This is a genomic window from Limnothrix sp. CMB-01 (assembly GCF_055193175.1).
This window is the reverse complement of the sequence record NZ_CM143720.1, coordinates 1,571,564-1,589,065: the sequence shown is the minus strand read 5'-3', so window position 1 is coordinate 1,589,065 and position 17,502 is coordinate 1,571,564. Positions and strand designations below refer to the sequence as shown.

The 17,502-nt window shown below is 55.7% G+C and carries 16 protein-coding genes; 5 read left to right on the top strand and 11 right to left on the bottom strand.

Features of this window, described 5'->3' with window-relative positions; translation table 11 throughout:
- Positions 1 to 193: 193 nt before the first annotated feature.
- Positions 194 to 1,237, bottom strand: coding sequence for a lysophospholipid acyltransferase family protein (locus ACZA91_RS06635; protein WP_463185457.1), 1,044 nt, complete (start codon positions 1,235 to 1,237; stop codon positions 194 to 196).
- 610 nt (positions 1,238 to 1,847) lie between these two features.
- Between ACZA91_RS06635 and ACZA91_RS06630 the strand changes: the two genes are divergently transcribed.
- The gene (locus ACZA91_RS06630; RefSeq protein ID WP_099532275.1) at positions 1,848 to 2,660 is read left to right on the top strand and encodes an ABC transporter permease; all 813 of its coding nucleotides are present in this window, start codon (positions 1,848 to 1,850) and stop codon (positions 2,658 to 2,660) included.
- 403 nt (positions 2,661 to 3,063) lie between these two features.
- Here the strand turns inward: ACZA91_RS06630 and ACZA91_RS06625 are convergent, their stop codons facing one another.
- Positions 3,064 to 3,228, bottom strand: a complete 165-nt coding sequence (locus ACZA91_RS06625) for a hypothetical protein (RefSeq protein ID WP_463185453.1) — start codon at positions 3,226 to 3,228, stop codon at positions 3,064 to 3,066.
- On the opposite strand from ACZA91_RS06625, the gene ACZA91_RS06620 reads away from it, so the two are divergent.
- The 3 genes from ACZA91_RS06620 to mutY all read left to right on the top strand — a co-directional run bounded on the left by ACZA91_RS06620 (position 3,223) and on the right by mutY (position 5,224).
- On the top strand, positions 3,223 to 3,429 hold the full coding sequence (locus ACZA91_RS06620; RefSeq protein ID WP_099532257.1) for a DUF2949 domain-containing protein: 207 nt from the start codon (positions 3,223 to 3,225) through the stop codon (positions 3,427 to 3,429). The two genes, ACZA91_RS06625 and ACZA91_RS06620, sit on opposite strands and share 6 nt — an antisense overlap.
- Before the next feature lie 278 nt (positions 3,430 to 3,707).
- Complete coding sequence (locus ACZA91_RS06615) at positions 3,708 to 4,055, top strand: DUF760 domain-containing protein (protein ID WP_190526275.1); 348 nt, start codon at positions 3,708 to 3,710, stop codon at positions 4,053 to 4,055.
- Positions 4,056 to 4,096: 41 nt separating this feature from the next.
- On the top strand, positions 4,097 to 5,224 hold the full coding sequence (mutY, locus tag ACZA91_RS06610) for an A/G-specific adenine glycosylase (RefSeq protein WP_463185445.1): 1,128 nt from the start codon (positions 4,097 to 4,099) through the stop codon (positions 5,222 to 5,224).
- A gap of 181 nt (positions 5,225 to 5,405) precedes the next feature.
- Here mutY and sat read toward each other — a convergent pair whose 3' ends face one another.
- A complete protein-coding gene (sat, locus tag ACZA91_RS06605) occupies positions 5,406 to 6,590 on the bottom strand; it encodes a sulfate adenylyltransferase (protein ID WP_463185442.1) in 1,185 nt (394 codons plus the stop codon).
- Positions 6,591 to 6,720: 130 nt separating this feature from the next.
- A complete protein-coding gene (locus ACZA91_RS06600; RefSeq protein WP_463185438.1) occupies positions 6,721 to 7,425 on the bottom strand; it encodes a hypothetical protein in 705 nt (234 codons plus the stop codon).
- Between the two features lie 105 nt (positions 7,426 to 7,530).
- Here ACZA91_RS06600 and ACZA91_RS06595 point away from each other — a divergent pair, with 105 nt between their 5' ends.
- Complete coding sequence (locus tag ACZA91_RS06595; RefSeq protein WP_463185436.1) at positions 7,531 to 8,595, top strand: alpha/beta fold hydrolase; 1,065 nt, start codon at positions 7,531 to 7,533, stop codon at positions 8,593 to 8,595.
- A gap of 252 nt (positions 8,596 to 8,847) precedes the next feature.
- Here the strand turns inward: ACZA91_RS06595 and rpoD are convergent, their stop codons facing one another.
- From rpoD to ACZA91_RS06560, 7 genes are all read right to left on the bottom strand, one after another.
- The gene (gene rpoD, locus ACZA91_RS06590; RefSeq protein ID WP_099532253.1) at positions 8,848 to 10,008 is read right to left on the bottom strand and encodes an RNA polymerase sigma factor RpoD; all 1,161 of its coding nucleotides are present in this window, start codon (positions 10,006 to 10,008) and stop codon (positions 8,848 to 8,850) included.
- A 729-nt stretch (positions 10,009 to 10,737) separates the two neighbouring features.
- Entirely contained in the window at positions 10,738 to 11,523 is a 786-nt protein-coding gene (locus ACZA91_RS06585; RefSeq protein WP_463185433.1) for a polysaccharide deacetylase family protein, read from the bottom strand.
- Positions 11,524 to 11,615: 92 nt separating this feature from the next.
- The gene (locus tag ACZA91_RS06580) at positions 11,616 to 12,332 is read right to left on the bottom strand and encodes a tetratricopeptide repeat protein (protein WP_463185430.1); all 717 of its coding nucleotides are present in this window, start codon (positions 12,330 to 12,332) and stop codon (positions 11,616 to 11,618) included.
- Between the two features lie 145 nt (positions 12,333 to 12,477).
- The gene (locus ACZA91_RS06575; protein WP_393014265.1) at positions 12,478 to 12,810 is read right to left on the bottom strand and encodes a DUF2973 domain-containing protein; all 333 of its coding nucleotides are present in this window, start codon (positions 12,808 to 12,810) and stop codon (positions 12,478 to 12,480) included.
- A 64-nt stretch (positions 12,811 to 12,874) separates the two neighbouring features.
- Positions 12,875 to 13,207 (bottom strand): DUF2605 domain-containing protein, encoded by a 333-nt coding sequence (locus ACZA91_RS06570; RefSeq protein WP_099532249.1) that lies wholly within the window; start codon positions 13,205 to 13,207, stop codon positions 12,875 to 12,877.
- Positions 13,208 to 13,540: 333 nt separating this feature from the next.
- Positions 13,541 to 15,004, bottom strand: coding sequence for a cyclic nucleotide-binding domain-containing protein (locus tag ACZA91_RS06565; RefSeq protein ID WP_463185425.1), 1,464 nt, complete (start codon positions 15,002 to 15,004; stop codon positions 13,541 to 13,543).
- Positions 15,005 to 15,148: 144 nt separating this feature from the next.
- Positions 15,149 to 17,491: a CHASE2 domain-containing protein gene (locus ACZA91_RS06560; protein ID WP_463185422.1), complete on the bottom strand. Its 2,343-nt coding sequence runs from the start codon at positions 17,489 to 17,491 to the stop codon at positions 15,149 to 15,151.
- Between the last annotated feature and the right edge of the window lie 11 nt (positions 17,492 to 17,502).

Sequence of the window (17,502 nt, the reverse complement as noted above, 5' to 3'; positions counted from 1 at the left end):
TGAGAGGTTGTTCCGATGCGGCCCCGTCGCGATTGTCACACTTTGGTCAGCTTTTGGGCCGCCAATGACATGGCCAGGAGTATGGCCAAAATCCGGGTGATTGGATTGCTGGTTCAAGCTTTGATTTTAAGAGAGCGCGGGGATCTTTGCCGGTCAGGGTCAAGCCCTTAATTCGGAGGGCAAACTAGCGAGACTAGCGGGGCAAATCACCGCCGTTCAGTGGCTCCGTAGGAGGCTGTGCCAGTTGATTCAAGGCATCGGCTAAATCTTGGGTCAGGGTGGGGGCGGCCACCTTGGCCGGGCGATCGAGATATTGTGCCAACGGGAGCGATCGCCCAATCATCACCCGCACACCACAGCGCCAACCCACCTCCGGCGAACCATATTCCACATGAATCGGCACGATATGCACACCCGAATGGCTGCGTTCCGCCTGGATTGCCATCCGCGCTAAACCGGGCTTGAGGGGGTGCAGGTGGCCATCGCGGAAAATGTCGCCTTCCGGGAAAATCACCAGGGCCTTGCCCGTTTCCAGCACTTTAATGCCATGGCGAACGCTGGCAATGCTGGGGTTGGTGGTGTCTACGGGAAATCCACCCATGCGCTGAATAAACCAGCCTTGGAGGCCTCGGGAGGCTTCGTTGGCCGAAACCATGAAGTGCAAATCGGCGGGGCAGATTGGCCGGCCAATGGCGCAGGGAACCACCAAGGCATCCCAGCGCGATCGATGGGTGGGGGCAAATAGGAGCGATCGGGCGTTTTGGGGCAGGTTTTCCAAGCCCTCGATCGTCACGGAACCAAAATAGGTTGGCAACACAACCCGTCGGGCCAGGGGATAGAGCACCCGCGCGAGCCAAGGCAACACACAGGAGCGAATCGACCCAGAATCAACCACATGATCCATGGCTTGATGAGTCGTGGCTTGATGAGTCGGGGTTTGGCAATCCTGGGTTGGGTGAGTCGGGGCTTGAGTTGTGGCTTGATGGGTTGGCCCCGGCGCTGCTGGGGAGGCGGGCTGCTGTTCGCTGGGAGAATCTGCCCGATCGCCGTTGTTGGAGGAAAGATTGCGTTCCGCATTCAGCGGGTCGTCTAGCTGCATTACCGTCCCCCGCGCCGTCCCTGGCACCGAATCACTCACCATCGACATGGTGACGGTGCTGCTGGCCGGTCTGGATGGCCCTTGGACAGTCGGGGCGTTCGGCACAACCTCAGTAGAAGCAGAGTTTAGACGCATCATGGGCAGCTAGAGTTCCCCGACCGGTTGGATATTCTTCATGGTTTCTGAGGCTAACAATACCAGGTTGATTCTGCTGGCCAGTTCATGCACCGTCTGGACAAGGGCCGGGGCGGGGATCGGTGGCTGGGGGCCGGCGTTCTCGCCACCACAAGCCTTGGGCGAACTGGCGCAGACCCGAAGTGAGCGCAACTTTGTTGACCAGGTACGTTGATGGGTGGATTGCTTTTTGTAACAAATCCTTAATAATCATTCTATGGGATCTCACCCCCATGGAATTTCACCCCGATCGCGATTAGCGGCTCATGGTCGCCAGGTTTCTACCCAATTTCTGCGAAATGCCTGCGAAATCTTGGCTCAATCCCGCGCTCCTGTTGGTTCAATCTTTCTGATGGTTCAATCTTTCTGAATTGAGTTTTTTGCGCGGGTCTGGACTGGTCTTGAGTTGATTCCCAAGTTGATTCCTGAGCTGATCCCCAAGTTGATTCCCAGCCAAGCTTGCGCAAACCCTAAGCCTGTTGGGCTTTTTCGGAGCGCTGTCCGAATCTTTTGCTAAATTCTTTGCCAAAACCCTATGTACGAAGCTACTGCCCGATCGAACGATCGCCCTGTCATGACTCCCAAGGGCGATCGACCCCAGCCCGCCCTTTTCAAAACCTTTTGGGCCGATGCCCTATCCGTTTTTTGGGGCGACTGGCTGAAATTGCGGGTGCGGGTTGGGCAGGTGGCCGCTTCGGGGCTGGTGTCCCCGCTGATTTATATCCTGGCTTTCGGGTTGGGGTTGGGAACCTCCCTTGATGCCGTGGCTAAGCCTTCCGCAGGCGATAGCTATTTGGAATTTATCTTGCCGGGGATGGTGGCCCTGTCTTCCATGGCCATTAGCTTTGGGGGCACAACATTTTCAATTTGCGGCGATCGCCTGTTTACCAAGACCTTTGAGGAAATGCTGCTTGTGCCGGTGCATCCCTTGGCCATGCATTTGGGACGGATGATGGCGGGCATTGTGCGCGGCCTGCTGACGGCTGGTTCGGTGATTTTGGTGGCGGTTCTGTTTACGGGCAAGGTTTGGAGCTTTTTAAATCCGCTCTTTTTGCTGTTGCTGGTGCTCAACTGTGCTGTGTTTGCGGGCTTGGGGGTGATCGTGGGCCTTTCGGTGCAGTCCCTGGAAATGGTGGGGCTGTACAACAATTTTCTGATTGTGCCCATGTCCTTTTTGGGGGCCACGTTTTTTGACCCGGCCAAGTTGCCGCCGCTGCTGAAACCGATCGTCTATTGCCTGCCCTTGACCTACACCAGCATTGGTCTGCGATCGGCTGCTTACCTTCCCCTGAGCGAGTTTCCTTGGTACAGCATCCCAATTTTGCTGGCGGTGGCCACAGTGTTGGCGTTTTTAGGGGCCCAGCGGTTTTCTCAGCAGCAAGATTAGCGGTTGTTCCCGGGGTGAATGGATGGCGATCGCTGGGAATCGGTTGCCATGGTTTCGCAGCAGTCGATCGCGCTTGGGTTTCGATCGATCTTGATTGGTAGCACCTCAGTGGCGATCGGTCGTAATTGGCTGAGCCGTTATGGGTTCGCCGGAACCGCCAGAAGCCATACCCAGTCAATGGGGATCAAGATCGCAACATCAGGCGATCGCGATCGCAGACTCTAACGGGTTTGCGGCCGAAACTTAAGGCTAGAGCGCTTCATAGTCTCTAACCCTGTACTCTCGCAACTCTTGACCCAGTGCTTGGGTTGGGTGCGCCCGGTGCTTCCATTCCTCAACACAGGACAGCTCAGAAACTGGACAACGTGATCCTGAGCCTGAGCCAGGGCCCCGAAACAGAGAGTCAGAAAACCGCTGGATGGTGATTCAGCCCCGCCTCGATCGCAGTGTGAACCCTGTTAATTGCCGCCGAAACCAAGGCGCGATCGAGACCGGTCAGAATCAGGCACTTGTTGCCAATCCGATCCAGCCGTTGACGACGGTGGCTAGGAGGTAAAAAGCTATGCAACGTCAGGGATTAGAAGGTCTGGTTCGGTTTTTGCAAGAAGATTTGCAGTTGAGTGCCGCAGATTTGGCGCTGGCCCTCAAGCACCCCGACAGTGGCAACAATCTGCCAACGATTTTGTGGCAATACGGAGCAATTACCACGCAACAGCTCGATCGGGTGTTCGATTGGCTGGAACGGTGGATGTCGCCCGAAGGAATTTAACGGCTGGCTGTGCGCGGTTGAGAACAGGTGGTTGGACAAATTTGGCCCAGCTCGGAGCCTTGCAAAGTAGCTCCGAGCAAAGCCAAAGCCGATGCAAAGCCGATGCAGAGCAAATTCAGGGCCCAAGGCTTAAAAGCGCGTTGGGCGATCGCGCCAAGGCGGTTCGGTTCTGACGACCCCCCAGTTGCTCATTTGCTTGTTAGATTGTGCTTGTTCATCGGAGACCATGCGCACCGTCCACCCGCGAGGTTTGAATCGTGGCCCCAGAACTGAACCCCATGTCTAACTTTTGGAAAAGCGAGCCAATCACCGATCGCGAACCGAGCGAATCGTTGATGCGATACATCCAATCCCTCAATCCGGAAACGATCGCCCATCTGTCGCGGCCGGCTTCCCCGGAAACGATTCGGATGATGGAGCACAACATCGTAGGTTTGCTGGGCGTGTTGCCCAGCGAGCAGTTTGATGTGTCCATCACCACCAACCGCGAACATTTGGGGCGGCTGCTGGCTTCGGCCATGATGAGTGGCTACTTTTTGCGGAATGCTGAGCAACGGATGAGTTTTGAAAAGTCCTTGCAAAACTGGTCGGGTGATTTGGCTGGCGACGCGCCGACGGCAGATTAGGCCCGATTCGGTTCAGTAGCCGGTTGTTTTATGAATCTTGGGTGATTTTGCGTTCCTCAATTGCTGAAATCTCAGAACCGCTGCCGGTTTCGGCGGCGGTTTTGCAGCGATCGCTCCTGAATTGGTACGATCGCCACGGCCGCGACTTGCCTTGGCGAAAACCCCCGGATGTGTTGGATCCTTACCGGGTTTGGGTTTCGGAAATTGCCCTCCAACAAACCCAAGTCAAAACCGTTTTGCCCTACTACCAACGGTGGTTCGATCGATTCCCCACGATCGCGGATTTGGCGCAGGCCGATTTGCAAGCGGTGCTGAAAGCCTGGGAAGGCCTGGGCTACTACAGCCGGGCCCGCAATCTGCACCGGGCTGCCCAGTTGGTGATGGAACGGCATGGGGGACAATTTCCCCGCACCCTGGCCGAGGCGATCGCCCTGCCCGGCATTGGCCGCACCACGGCCGGCGGCATCCTGAGTTCTGCCTTTAATTTGCCCTTGCCCATTTTGGACGGCAACGTGAAGCGGGTGTTGGCGCGGTTGATTGCGCTGCCCGTTGCGCCAGCCAAAGCGCTCGATCGCCTCTGGGCCGCCTCCGAAGCGGTCGTCTCGTTCGATCGCCCCCGAGACCTCAACCAAGCCCTCATGGATTTGGGGGCCACGGTTTGCACCGCCCGAAAACCGGCCTGTTTGGTTTGTCCTTGGATGGCATACTGTCAGGCGTACCAAACCAACCAGCAGCAGCAAATTCCCGTGAGCGAACCGAAAGCACCGATTCCCCACAAAGTGATTGGCGTGGCCGTGATCCGCAATCCCCAGGGGCAAATCTTGATCGATCGCCGGCCCGCCGAAGGGCTATTGGGCGGCCTATGGGAATTTCCGGGCGGCAAAGTGGAACCCAATGAGTCGATCGCCGACTGCATCCGCCGGGAAATTCAAGAAGAATTAGGCATTGAAATTGCTGTCGGTGAAGAACTGATTGTGGTGGATCATGCCTACACCCACTTCAAAGTGTCGCTGCATGTGCATCTTTGCGAGCATCTGCAAGGGGAACCCCAGGCGATCGAGTGTGATGAAGTGCGTTGGGTCACCCTTGCCGAAATTGACCAATTTCCCTTCCCCAAGGCCAACACCACCATCATCGAAGCCCTGAAACAGCGCTTTCCTGATGCCTAGAGAAGATTGCTCCAAAAAAATCAGGCTCTAAAAATAAGGGCACACGATCGTGCGCCCTGCTTGATCTGAACCGATGAAAACCAGTTCACGAGATCTCTTGCATCCATCAGCCCCCCTTGGGAGAAGGGGTTGGGGGACGAGGGCTGTTAGCTGATTCGCGTCAGAGGTCTATTGAGTAGCTCTAGATTGAGTAGCTCTCAGGGATTTGCATTGCCCGGGCCAACTCAGCCGCCACCAAAGGCCGCGAGAATTCCGGCGGCGGCAACTCGCCCCGACGCAGCATTTCGCGCACCTTCGTGCCCGACAGGTGAATCCGCTCGTCCGGTTCGCTGGGGCTGGTCTTGGTGGTGGCCATGCTTTGGGTGCGCTTGCAGTAGAACGCGTGTTCGAACTTCAGCGGCATGATTCCTAACTCACCCGGCGCAAACTCATCGAAAATGTACTGCGCATCGTAGGTTCCGTAATAGTCACCCACGCCCGCATGGTCACGACCCACGATGAAATGCGTGCAGCCATAGTTCTTGCGAATGAGGGCATGGAAAATGGCTTCCCGGGGGCCCGCATAGCGCATGGCGCAAGGGTTGATGGCCAAAATCACCCGGCCACGGGGGAAATAGTGCTCCAGCATGATTTCATAGCAACGCATCCGCACATCGGCGGCAATGTCATCGCTTTTGGTCACTCCCACCAGGGGATGCAGGAACAGGCCATCGGTGATTTCCAAGGCGCACTTGATGATGTATTCGTGGGCGCGGTGGATTGGGTTGCGGGTTTGGAAGGCTACGATCGACTTCCAACCCTTGTCGCGGAAAGCATGGCGCGAGTCGATCGGGTCGATTTGATAGAGCGGAAAGCGAGAATCCGGCTCGCGCTCCAGCAACCAAACGGGCCCAGCTAAATAAGTCGCCCCTTGGCCATAAACCACCGCCACACCGGGGTGTTTCTCTTCATTGGTGCGATAGACGTTGAGGGCTTCCCGGGTTTTGTCGTAGTGATATTTCTCTGTCAGCTCCAGCACGCCAATGAAGCGACCGGTGGGATCGTCTAGGCGCACCAATTGCCCTTCGCTGAGGGTGTTGGCCTGCTCATCGGTCACGGGCAGGGTCACGGGAATGGCCCAGGGCAGCCCGTTGGCCAAGCGCATGTCGTCAACCACGGTCTTGTAGTCCGCTTGGCCCATGAAGCCATCGATCGGGCTGAACGCACCAATGGCGATCGCGATCAGGTCACAGACGGCGCGATCGTCCAGGGGAATGCGCGGCAGGTGGTCGGCCTTGCTCAGGAATTCGGCCTTTTGCTCAGGGCTGGCAATGCGGTTAATCAGCGTGCCGCCGTGAGGGGCGATCGCGTCGGCTATACGGGTCATGGAACTCGGGGTGAGGTTGCTTCAAGACAATAATCAGTAAAAATTCAACACTAAAATGGTCGCCTTGTGGCCGGCTAGGGGATAGCCAGGGTTTTTCATCTCCAACCACGTTTTAGTTAAAAAATGCTCTTTAGTTAAAAAATGCCCTGGTTTGTAGATATAGCCTAATCACGAGGGGAATGACCACATAGGCATAGGATCGAAGATTTGCAATGGCAATGGATCGGCCAAGATGAACTGAAGGGTTGGGCAGCCACTTCGCTAGACAAGCTCCCTCGATCGCCCAACTCATTGCCCAGCCAATCATAAAATAGGTAAAGGCACAGAAAAGCTCAATCCAAAAGGGAAACTTGGCATTGATAATGCCAATAATGACCAATGCCAATACTAAATTAAAAGGCCAAAACAACAACCACAGCCATCGCCAGCCAACAGACCAGGGTGTTAGCTGCCGCAAAGCATCATAGGTTGTCAGTCCCATTAAACCTAAGCAGCCAATGAGTACGAAAGTAATTCTTCGGTTCCAGTCATCACCGTAGCTTAAAAACGGTATGCCAACCAACCCAAATGAAAAAACAAGACCTGTGATTGATGAAACCAAATTAGCGCCAGTTACTGCAATCCAAACTCGCTTAGAGGAATAAGTTTCGCGCTTAAGGATTGTGATTGCTTCAATAGCGATGATGGCCACCAAGCCCCACCCAAAGCTGATGAATGATGCGAAAAGAGGCAAGTTAAACAGGGGGACAGCCATGGGTGGCCAGCTATTGGCCCAAGCCGCTTGGGGCAGGGCGATCGTCACTAGCAGGGCGATCGTGCCTGTAACCCAGATCATTAGGCGGGGATAGCTTGCGGAAAACGGAAACCAACGAGACCAACAAGGGCGATTTGATTTTTGGGGTGTTGCCCTACGATGATGGGTAGGTGGATGATCCATGGGTTGGCGCATTGGGTTGGGACTGAATTTTCATTTGAGGTGGTGATTGTGCAGGGAGACAGTAATCAAAATATTAATCAGGGTATCAATCAGGACATCAATCAGGAATCTGGTCAGGGAATTCATCAGGAAACCATGAGTGAATTCCCGGAATTTTTACCTGAAGCAGTGGCCAATTTAACGGAATCAGAGTCGATCGACTTTGTGCGTCAAATTCAGCGCCAAACGATCCAGACTTCCTGGCCCTATCCCCATAGTGTATTGCCGATCGAAACCAGTTTTGTCACGGGTCAACCGCCGGAATTGCGCGATCGATTGCCCGATGCGCCGCCTATTTTGCTAGTTCATGGCTTTGACAGCTCACTGCTGGAATATCGTCGATTGTTCCCACGCTTAATCCAGGAATCCGCTACTTGGGCCGTGGACTTGTTGGGGTTTGGGTTCACCGATCGCCCTGAGAAGTTGGAATTTACCGCTGAAGCAATTCGCACCCATTTATATTGCTTTTGGCAGCAAATCATTGGGCGGCCGATGGTGTTGGTGGGGGCTTCCATGGGAGGTGCAGCCGTGATGGATTTTGCCCTCACCTATCCGGAGGCGGTGCAGAAAGTGGTGTTGCTGGATAGTGCTGGATTTGTGGGCAAACCGATCGCCAGCCGGTTTTTGATTCCGCCCTTGGGACAATGGGCTACGCAATTTTTGGCAAATAAAAAGGTGCGATCGGGCATTGGGCGCAAGGCCTACGCCGACCCCGATCGTTGTGCCACCGAAGAGGCCTATCGTTGCGGTGCGTTGCATTTGGGAATGCCCCGATGGAGTGAGGCGCTCATTTCCTTCACTCGCAACGGTGGTTACACCATTACGGGTGATCGCATTGCCCAACTGCCCCAAGAAACCCTAATTTTGTGGGGCGATCGCGATCAAATTTTGCCCAAAGCCACGGCCCAAAAATTCCAAGCAGCGCTGCCCAAAAGTCAATTTATTTGGGTGGAAAATTGCGGCCATGTGCCCCATTTGGAACAGCCCGATCGCACAGCCCAGGCGATTCAAAATTTCTTGGAAACATAGGGTCTGTGAATCACTTCAATAATGGGATCAATCAGGGATCAGTTTCGGCTTTTCAGATGGTTCCCCATCGCAATTCTCAGTAGTCCGTAGGGTGGGCACTGCCCACCGAGTCGTTGCTTCATGGCATCTGCGATATGGCGTGCCAATTATTTGAGATAAAGGCTGTATCCTCGCGGTTCAGATTGACGGGCCCAAAAAAGGGCGATCGCCCTCAGACGATCGCCCCATGCGAGATGAATTGAACCCAGCTTCCTAGCGGATATATTCCTTCAAGATGCTGTTGCGGTTCGGGTGGCGCAACTTCCGCAGGGCCTTCGCTTCAATTTGGCGAATTCGCTCGCGGGTCACGTTGAAAATTTGCCCAATTTCTTCCAGGGTTTTCATCCGACCGTCATCCAAGCCGTAGCGCAACCGCAGCACATCACGCTCGCGGGCGCTGAGCGTATCGAGCACGCTTTCTAGATCTTCCCGCAGCAGGTTCTTGGAAACGCGATCTTCCGGCGTTTCGCCGTCAGATTCAATGAAATCGCCCAGGCGCGAATCTTCTTCCTTCCCGATCGGGGTTTCCAGCGAAATCGGCAACTGAGCCGACTTGGCAATGAACCGTAACTTCTCGATCGTCATTTCCATCCGCGTTGCAATCTCTTCTTCCGTGGGTTTGCGACCCATTTCTTGAGACAGCAACTTGGTGGTTTTCTTAATCCGCGAAATGGTTTCGTACAAATGCACCGGTAGGCGAATTGTCCGAGATTGGTCGGCGATCGCCCGGGTGATTGCCTGCCGAATCCACCAAGTGGCATAGGTGGAGAATTTGTAGCCCTTTTCGTGGTCAAACTTTTCGGCGGCGCGAATCAGACCCAAGCTACCTTCTTGGATCAAATCCTGGAACGACAGGCCGCGGTTCATGTATTTCTTGGCGATCGAAACCACCAAGCGCAGGTTCGACTGCACCATTTTGTCCTTGGCGCGCCGACCCACATACAGCCGCTTCCGGAATTCCGGCAAGCCCATATTCAACGCTTCGGCCCACTCCCGATCGTTCGGTGCGCGATCGAGTTGGTCTAGCAGCTTTTCATGAACCCGTTCGATTTCTAGCAGGTCAGCAATTTTACGGGCCAGTTCAATTTCTTCGTCGGCGCGCAGCAAGCGAATCCGACCAATTTCTTGAAGATATAGCCGAATTGAATCTTCGGTGTAGTGCTTTTTCTTAGCAGCCGTACGGCGACGAGATGCGGCCGCTTTGCCAGGCTGCTCTTCGTCTTCCTCGTCGAGTTCGGCAGACGGGTCATCATACTCATCAATATCGACCTCATCTTCGTCCTCTGTGGTGAGTAGCTCTAGTTCGACCTCTACATCATCCACAGCATCAGTCAATACATTCATTTCTTCGAGTACGGTTTTGGCCTGGGTCATGCCGAGTCCTCTCGCTCCTTTCAACGAAGTAGGGTAGATATGCAGTGATCGGTGGGAAGTTGGAAACTGCGACGGTTGCGGAAACAGGCACTGAAGGGCTGGCAACGCCGCAGTCTGGGCTGGATTTTTTGCCGAGATCCAGATTAGCCCCAGATTTTTGAAATGTCCCAATAAACTGTAGCCTGTCTTACGAAATTTTGCCGGGACGATCGAAAATTTGCTGGCAATTAACTCCAAAAATCACAACAAACAGGCAAGAAACGGGCACGAAACAACTGATTTGACGCTGATTTGCCGCCCATGACCGATCTGGTGTCGGCTGAAGTGGGCAATTTGGCTAGGGTTTAAGTTATGAGTTATTGATATTTCCCTGGATAAGCGGCAAATGTTGTCAGCAGAGGAACGGTCTTTTTTCCTCGCGATCGCCCCGGTCATTGTCGCTGAAATACTTCCAGCGATTTTGTCTCCCTAGACAGGCTCGATTGGGGCTGATTTACAGACCTCCAAGGTGACGCTTCCGCGTTCTCATGTGCCTTCCTCTGTTGTAACACGCTCTTTTCTAAATCACAGGGCTATTGATTTCATTTGGTTTTCATTTTTCGAGTTTTCATGTTTGGGATTTGAATTGGCTCATCCTTCAGGGCGTGAAGAACAGTTCTGTGGATTGGGTGATTGGTCAGTCGATCGCGCGGTCATCAACCCAGGATTGAGCAAGTATTCAATGATTATTTATTCATTGGGCATGTGTTTGGGCATGTGTTTGGGCATTTGATCGGTCGCCCGATCAATCTCATGAGCCGTTGGTTTTGGGGAAGCCGGGTTGAGAGCATCTTCCTCGATCGAATCCCACAGCCGATCGACCGTCACAAACCGCCACCCCCGATCGCGCAGGGCCGGAATCAGTTGCGCCACGGTTTTGACCACATCCCGCCCGCCACAGGGCCCATCGTGCAACACAATCAGCGAACCGTTTTGCACCTGATCCAAAACCCGCCGCTGCACCACCGCCGGCCCAGGATGTGTCCAATCTTCCGGCACAACGCTCCACATGACCGGTCGATATCCCCAACTGCGCCACTGAGCCAAGGCCCCGGGCAAAAATAGCCCGTTGGGTGGCCGCACATCTCGCACATGGTGTTGCACCCAAGCCGGATCAAGCTGACAGGCCTGGGCGATCGCCCGTTGGGTGCGTTTTAAATCCCGTTGCAGTTCGTCTGCGCTGAGGCGGGGAAACGATCGGTGATGGTAGCCATGGAGGCCCAGCCAGTGGCCCGCATCCCAAACTTGTTTGGCAACGGCAGGGGCCCGATCGACCCAACAGCCCAACCAAAAAAAGCTAGCGGTCACCTGTTCTTGATCCAACAGGCGCAACAGGTCTGGCGTATATTTTGGGTGGGGCCCGTCGTCAAAGCTGAGAGCAATTTCCCGGCGATCGGGATTGCCGGCCCACAGACCCAAGGGAAAGCTGGCCTCCAAGACTGGATAGAGGCGTGGATAGAGCCAAGCAAATTGCATTGCTGAATGGGCCAGCTAAATTAGCAAACTAGGTTGGCTAGCTCAATTGGCGATCGCGCCGGACGGGGGCGAGGGGTTGTGCCGCCTGAACGTTACGGGTTCGTAGGATTGGTGTTTGGAGGATTAGCGTTCGTAGGATTGGCGTTGGGCAGCGCCTCGGCCGGTTGCAAAAGCCGCAGCGTGTTGAGGGCCCGTTCGTAGCCCTCGCGATCGCCCCGCCGGGCAAATAACCGGGCCGCCTGTTGCAAGTTATCCACGGCCTCTTGCAAATTGCCTACGGCCGCTTGGGCGATCGCCCGATTGTGAAAGGCCTCCGCATCGTCCGCCGCGATCGCCAGGGCGCGATCGTAGTCCTCAATGGCCCGGAAATAGGCCTGCTGTTGCACCAGCAAGTTAGCCCGATTGAAATAGGCGTTGGCGTATTGGGGATCCAGCTCGATCGCCCGGTTGTAGTCCGCCATGGCCGCCAAGGAATTGTCTAGGGCCGCGTAGGCCGTCGCCCGATCGTTATAGGCCTCTACCAAAGCCGGATTCAGCCGCAGGGATTCTGAAAAAGCCTCGATCGCCTGCTGAAGCTTGCCCGCCGCCGCCAAAGTGGTTCCCCTGGCATAGGCCGCTTGGGCCTGTTGGCTGCGGGCTGCATTGGGCTGGGCTGGTTTGGGTTGTGCCGGGCCCGGTGGCGCATTGCGGGCCGGTTGGGGCGATCGGGAGCGGGTCGGGTTGGTCGGTTGGGGACGGCGCGGCTGGGATGGCCCTTGGGCCTGAGCGGCCGGCGCGATCGGCCATCCAAGCAGCCCGATCGCCCCCAAAAGTATCCAAAATCGCCGTCTCTGTCCGTTGAATGGTTTCCAGACGAACCTAGACCGATCTAGCCCAGACCGATCTAGCCCAGACCGGCCATTCCGATCTCCCGAACATTGTCCGAGAACCGGTTGAGCCGATCGTTGTGGATCCTTAAGCCTCATCCGTCGGTTGAGAGTTAGAAGAAGGGTTAGACGAATCTCCCGGCGAAGCATCAAACAACGCATCCAGACGGCTGCGGGCATCTTCAACCGTGATTGACTTCATCACCAACAGGGGTTCACGAATCGGCTGCCCCCGATCATCCAGCATTTCCGGGTGCAGCGAGATGGGCGGTTGAGCCGATGCCGCCCCCCGCGTTGAATGATCCACTCGATCGGCCGTGCGGCCCGCCTCAGTTCCCAGTGTGAAGAGATTGCGGACTAAATTCCCGATCGCCAAGAATGCCAACACTGCAAAGGCCAGGATATACAACACCTGTAGCACGGCCGTCGTCTCCCTAACGGATGATCTCTAAATAAATAGTCTCTAACATGATCTGAGAAGGCGATTACCCCGCCGAACCCGAAGGATTCTGTTCAGCCCGGAACCGCATTGCCACATGCCAGCATTCCTGAACTAGGTTGTGCCAAGGCATGAGGGTTGACGTTTCAACACCCACCTGGGCCCCCATGGCCTCAAAGAGCAACTGAGTGCTGCTCACTTCCTGTTGGGCCTGTTTGACCCTTGCCAGCAAGCTTTCCTGTTGCTCATCGCTCAAAAACGACAAGCGCTCCGATTCCAGCAAGGTGCGCGATCGCCCAAACCAATATTGAAAATCTTCAAGCAGCGGCTGCAAGACGGTCTTCAGCAGATTGGGATCGGGAGGGGTAGGAGCCGACATAGGCAAATTAGAAACTAACCAATCTACATACAAGCTTAACGCTATTCATCTTTCGTAACATTTTTTTGGAAGATTTCGCATCATCTCTTTCAGCGATTTCCCTTTCATCTCTTTCAGTACCAAGGGCCAAGCCATGGTCAGGATGAGGGCCAGTCGTCATGTCTTGGGATCACGCAAAAACGGTTACTCTTCCATGCCCTAACCACCCCAGACAAGGGGCTTAAGCCCCTTGCCCCCACGACTCCCACGATTCGCCCACGACTCCCACGATTCGCCCTTACCCCACGACTCGTCACGATGGAATCAGGGTTTCGGGCAATTAGACGACCAGCCCTAAAGCCCCAAATCAAACAGGCGAGCAATCCGCTTGCGCACCCACTGCACCGGGTTGCTGTCATCTTCATCGGCCGCAATCAAACCCAAGGCCCGAAGCTGGGCCTGTCGATCGCGCAATTCCTCTTGGCGCACAGACAGTTCCCGCACAATCACCTCCGCGATCGGGGGATGCTTTCGCAACAACTCCGTGAACCCCCGCTGATTAATGGCAAACAGCAAGGTTTCCTCAGTGGCGCTCACCGTTGCCGTGCGCGGAATGCCCAGCATCAGCGCCAACTCCCCAAAAAAGCTCCCCGCCTCCAAATCCGTCAGGTGCTTATCCAACTCCGCCACAAACACCTTCACCGATCCCGACAGCACAATGTAAAAACTATTGCCCGGATCCCCTTCCCGAAACAGCAGCTCATCTGGCTTGAGGCGCTGACGATAACCGCACTCAATCACCCGCCGCAGATCCAAATCATTCAAATGCGAAAAGTAGTGAACCCGTTTCAGGGATTCCGTCAGCAGGCTCGATCGCGTTTCGCTGGAAATTTGGCGTTGGGCCAAGGGTGCAGGGGATATAGCAGCCGTTGGATCACTGCTGCGCCCGAGGGGATAGAGCACTTCCGGGTTCCGAAGCCACAAATCCCGTTGAGGGAAGGGAATTTCAATGCCCTGTTGATGAAATCGATACTCGATCGCGCAGTTGAGGGCATGGCGAGCATCAAACTCCCGTTCATAGCCCCGAATCCAAACCCGCAGATCAAAGTCCAGCCCATGATCGCCCAATCCCAGCAAAATCACGGTGGGAGCCGGATCATCCAGCACCATAGACTCGGAATAGGCCACATCCAACAGCAATTCCGTCACCACCAACGGGTCACTGCTGTAGGCCGCGCTGACTTTGATATGCAGCCTTGCGGCCAGGTCGTTGTAGTGCCAATTAATGACCCGTTTTTCCACTAAATCGCTGTTGGGAACGATCACATGGGCCCCATCCAGGGTGCGAATCACGGCCGATCGCAGGGCCACCTCCACCACATGACCCGCCAGCCCATCGAATTCAATGAAATCCCCCACCTTCAGCTTGCGCTCCAACAACAGGTTTAAGCCGCCCACAAAGTTTTTGGTGATGTTTTGCAGGCCCAAACCCACGCCCACCCCCAAAGCGCCGGCCGGCACAGCGAGGGAATTGAGATTAAATCCGGCACTTTGTAAGAGCGCAACGAAAATCAAAACGCCGATGCCGTAGCTAACAATGCCGGCGATCGGGCCGCGATTGCCCTCATCAATGCGGAGTTTGGCAAGCAGGCGGTTTTGCAGAAATCCCTTGATGATTTGCGCACCGCCATAAACCAGGGCGCTGTAGAGCACCAGTTGCAGTAAAAACCCGAGCGAAATAACCGTTTCGCCCAATTGAAACAGGGGCGTTTGCAGCAAATCCAGAAGGCCTTGCTGAAGGGGTTTGAACCAGTTCATGTTAGGGAGAGGTGAGCAACCTAGAGGCTGAAATCAAGCCAGACTAGCCGTTATTTGACCGCACTACTGTAGTTGAGTTGCTCGGGTGAGGAATTGATGCTGAAGCAAAAATAGTGTGATTTTTCAGCCGGGAACCGGTGATTTTTAAGCTTGAGGGGCAGTGGTGTTCGATTCTGAGGCTGCGGCCTGGGCCCGATCGCCCAGGGATTGCAGCCATTGACCCAGGGCCGGAGACTTGGATGTGAATTGCACCAGAACGTGATCCGGGCGATCGGAACCGGGGAGCACTTTGACGTAAACTTCGCGGTTTTCTGGGCCCGGGGGCAAGGTATCTGGGGCCGAGGCTTCCGCCAGGTTCAGCTTGAGATTCGTTAGGGGCTTGGTTAAGGCCTGGGGGTTCGGGGCCGGGGCCTTGCTGGCCGGGTTGATTGCCCCTTGGATTTTCAGCCAACCGCCTTTGGTAGACAGCTCCACCAAGGCAACGGCCCAAGCCTGACTGCTGACATGTTTGCCATCCAGGGGCTGAGCGGTGAATTGGAGGGGGGCGATCGGGTAGTAGGTTTCCTGGGCCCGTTCCAGGGTGAGGTGATAGGGCGCACCCACGCCGCCCACGTCGTAAATGGTGATTGGTTCAGGAACGCCCTTGGGCTGCACCTGTTGGGTGTCGGCGATTTTGACGTAATCGGAGCCGCCAGCTTCTTCAAGGGCCGATTCGGTAATCAGAATTTGCCCCCCGATCGTGTAGGACTCAATGCGATAGGTCAGGTTGACTTGGGCCCCCACCACGCCATATTTGGCTCGTTTGTAGGAACCGATGTTGCCGACCACCACTTCGCCCGTGTTGATGCCAATGCCCATTTCCAAGGGTTGGTAGCCCATTTCGCGCATTTTGGCGTTCACGCCGCCCATGGCTTGCTGCATGGCGATCGCACAGGCGATCGCCCGTTTGCCATCGTCCGATCGGGTGGTGGGGGCCCCAAACAGCACCAAAATCCCATCCCCCATGAACTCATCGATCGTGCCCTGAAAGTCCGTGATCGCATCGGCCATGGCTTCCAGGTAGAGGTTAATGATTTCGATTACCCTTTCCGGGGGCAACCGTTCGGCGGTGGCCGTGAACCCTCGCAAATCGGAGGTCAAGATGGTGATTTTGCGCCGCTCCCCGCCCATTTTCAGGCCCTCGGGATCTTCCAGCAGATTGGCGACCACTTCATTGTTCAGGTATCGGCCAAAGGTGTTGCGGATTTGGCCGGCGGTGCGGGCCAGGTAAAGGGCCACCATGGTCGCTCCCACCAACCAAGACAACAGGGGCGGCACAAAGGGAACCCACAGGCCTTGGATCATGGCCCCTTGGCAAATTCCCCACAACAGCAACACCAGACCGCCGGAACCTCCAATGCCCCAAATGGCAATCCAGCGGCGCGAGTCTGGCAGTCGTAATAACCAGGCCAGGGTGGAACCAATGGCAGCCCAGCCCACAATCCACAACCACTCGATCGGCTCCTGCCAGGTGGTGAGGAGGGGGCGATTGTCGAGGGCGGCGGCAATCACTTCACTGGTGAAGTGGGCATGGATTTCAACCCCGGCCATTCTTTGGGGCAGTTCTAGGGGTTTGCCGCTGTAGGGCGTGAGGAATAGATCGCGGCCGCTTTCGCTGATGTTGCCAATGAGTACCACCCGATCGCGGGCCCAGTTGGTGGGGAGTTTGCCATCCACCAAATCCCGCAAGGAAACGGTTTCAAAGGAGCCACTCCCGCCGCGATAGTTCAGCAGCAGTTGATTGCCCGCATCGTTGGCCCGAATATAGCCGCCGTCATGGCTCCGAAACCGCCGAAAAATGGCATTTTTGAGCTGAAAGGCTCCGGGTTCGGCGGCCACGGTTTCGGGCGCAATGTTTTCTGGATCCAGATAGAGCAGGGCCAGGTAAAGACCCAAACCGTAGATTTTGTTGTTTTCGGTGTCTTGGGTATCAATCAAAACCCGCCGCACTTTGCCATCCGCATCCACCACAAAATCATTAGTGCCCACTTGCCCTTTGGCGGCCAGGGCGGGTGGCGCGGCAACCCGATCGGCGGCGGTTTCCCCCCGTACCTTGGCAATGCCCACCAGGTAATCCGTGTTGTTAAACAGGCGCACCAGGTTGGCGTGACCCGGTTCCTGGGGCAAGTCGCGGTAAATATCCAGCCCGATCGCCCGGGGTCCCATGGCCTTTAACCGGTCGATCGCCTGGGCATAGACCCCATCGGGCAGGGTTGTGGTGCCAAACCGCTGCAAGTCGGCATCGGTGATCCCCACAATTGCCACGCGCTGGTCGGGAGCCTCGGCCGGCCGGGCCTGGAGCATTTGGTCATAGGCCAACCATTCCAGCCCTTGCAGGAGGCCAACCTCCCGCATTCCCAAAACGAAGCCGGTGGCCGTGGGAACCGCCAGCAGCACGCCCCGCCACTGCCAAACCCACCGTTTGAGCATTTTGGCCCAGGATTTCATGACTACCGATT

What these genes read in the sequence shown, in the direction of transcription:
- ACZA91_RS06600 (WP_463185438.1), bottom strand. Translation starts at nt 7,425, where the DNA reads ATGATCTGGGTTACAGGCACGATCGCCCTGCTAGTGACGATCGCCCTG.
- ACZA91_RS06635 (WP_463185457.1), bottom strand. Translation starts at nt 1,237, where the DNA reads ATGATGCGTCTAAACTCTGCTTCTACTGAGGTTGTGCCGAACGCCCCG.
- ACZA91_RS06615 (WP_190526275.1), top strand. Translation starts at nt 3,708, where the DNA reads ATGTCTAACTTTTGGAAAAGCGAGCCAATCACCGATCGCGAACCGAGC.
- sat (WP_463185442.1), bottom strand. Translation starts at nt 6,590, where the DNA reads ATGACCCGTATAGCCGACGCGATCGCCCCTCACGGCGGCACGCTGATT.
- ACZA91_RS06570 (WP_099532249.1), bottom strand. Translation starts at nt 13,207, where the DNA reads ATGTCGGCTCCTACCCCTCCCGATCCCAATCTGCTGAAGACCGTCTTG.
- rpoD (WP_099532253.1), bottom strand. Translation starts at nt 10,008, where the DNA reads ATGACCCAGGCCAAAACCGTACTCGAAGAAATGAATGTATTGACTGAT.
- ACZA91_RS06565 (WP_463185425.1), bottom strand. Translation starts at nt 15,004, where the DNA reads ATGAACTGGTTCAAACCCCTTCAGCAAGGCCTTCTGGATTTGCTGCAA.
- ACZA91_RS06585 (WP_463185433.1), bottom strand. Translation starts at nt 11,523, where the DNA reads ATGCAATTTGCTTGGCTCTATCCACGCCTCTATCCAGTCTTGGAGGCC.
- ACZA91_RS06620 (WP_099532257.1), top strand. Translation starts at nt 3,223, where the DNA reads ATGCAACGTCAGGGATTAGAAGGTCTGGTTCGGTTTTTGCAAGAAGAT.
- ACZA91_RS06630 (WP_099532275.1), top strand. Translation starts at nt 1,848, where the DNA reads ATGACTCCCAAGGGCGATCGACCCCAGCCCGCCCTTTTCAAAACCTTT.
- ACZA91_RS06560 (WP_463185422.1), bottom strand. Translation starts at nt 17,491, where the DNA reads ATGAAATCCTGGGCCAAAATGCTCAAACGGTGGGTTTGGCAGTGGCGG.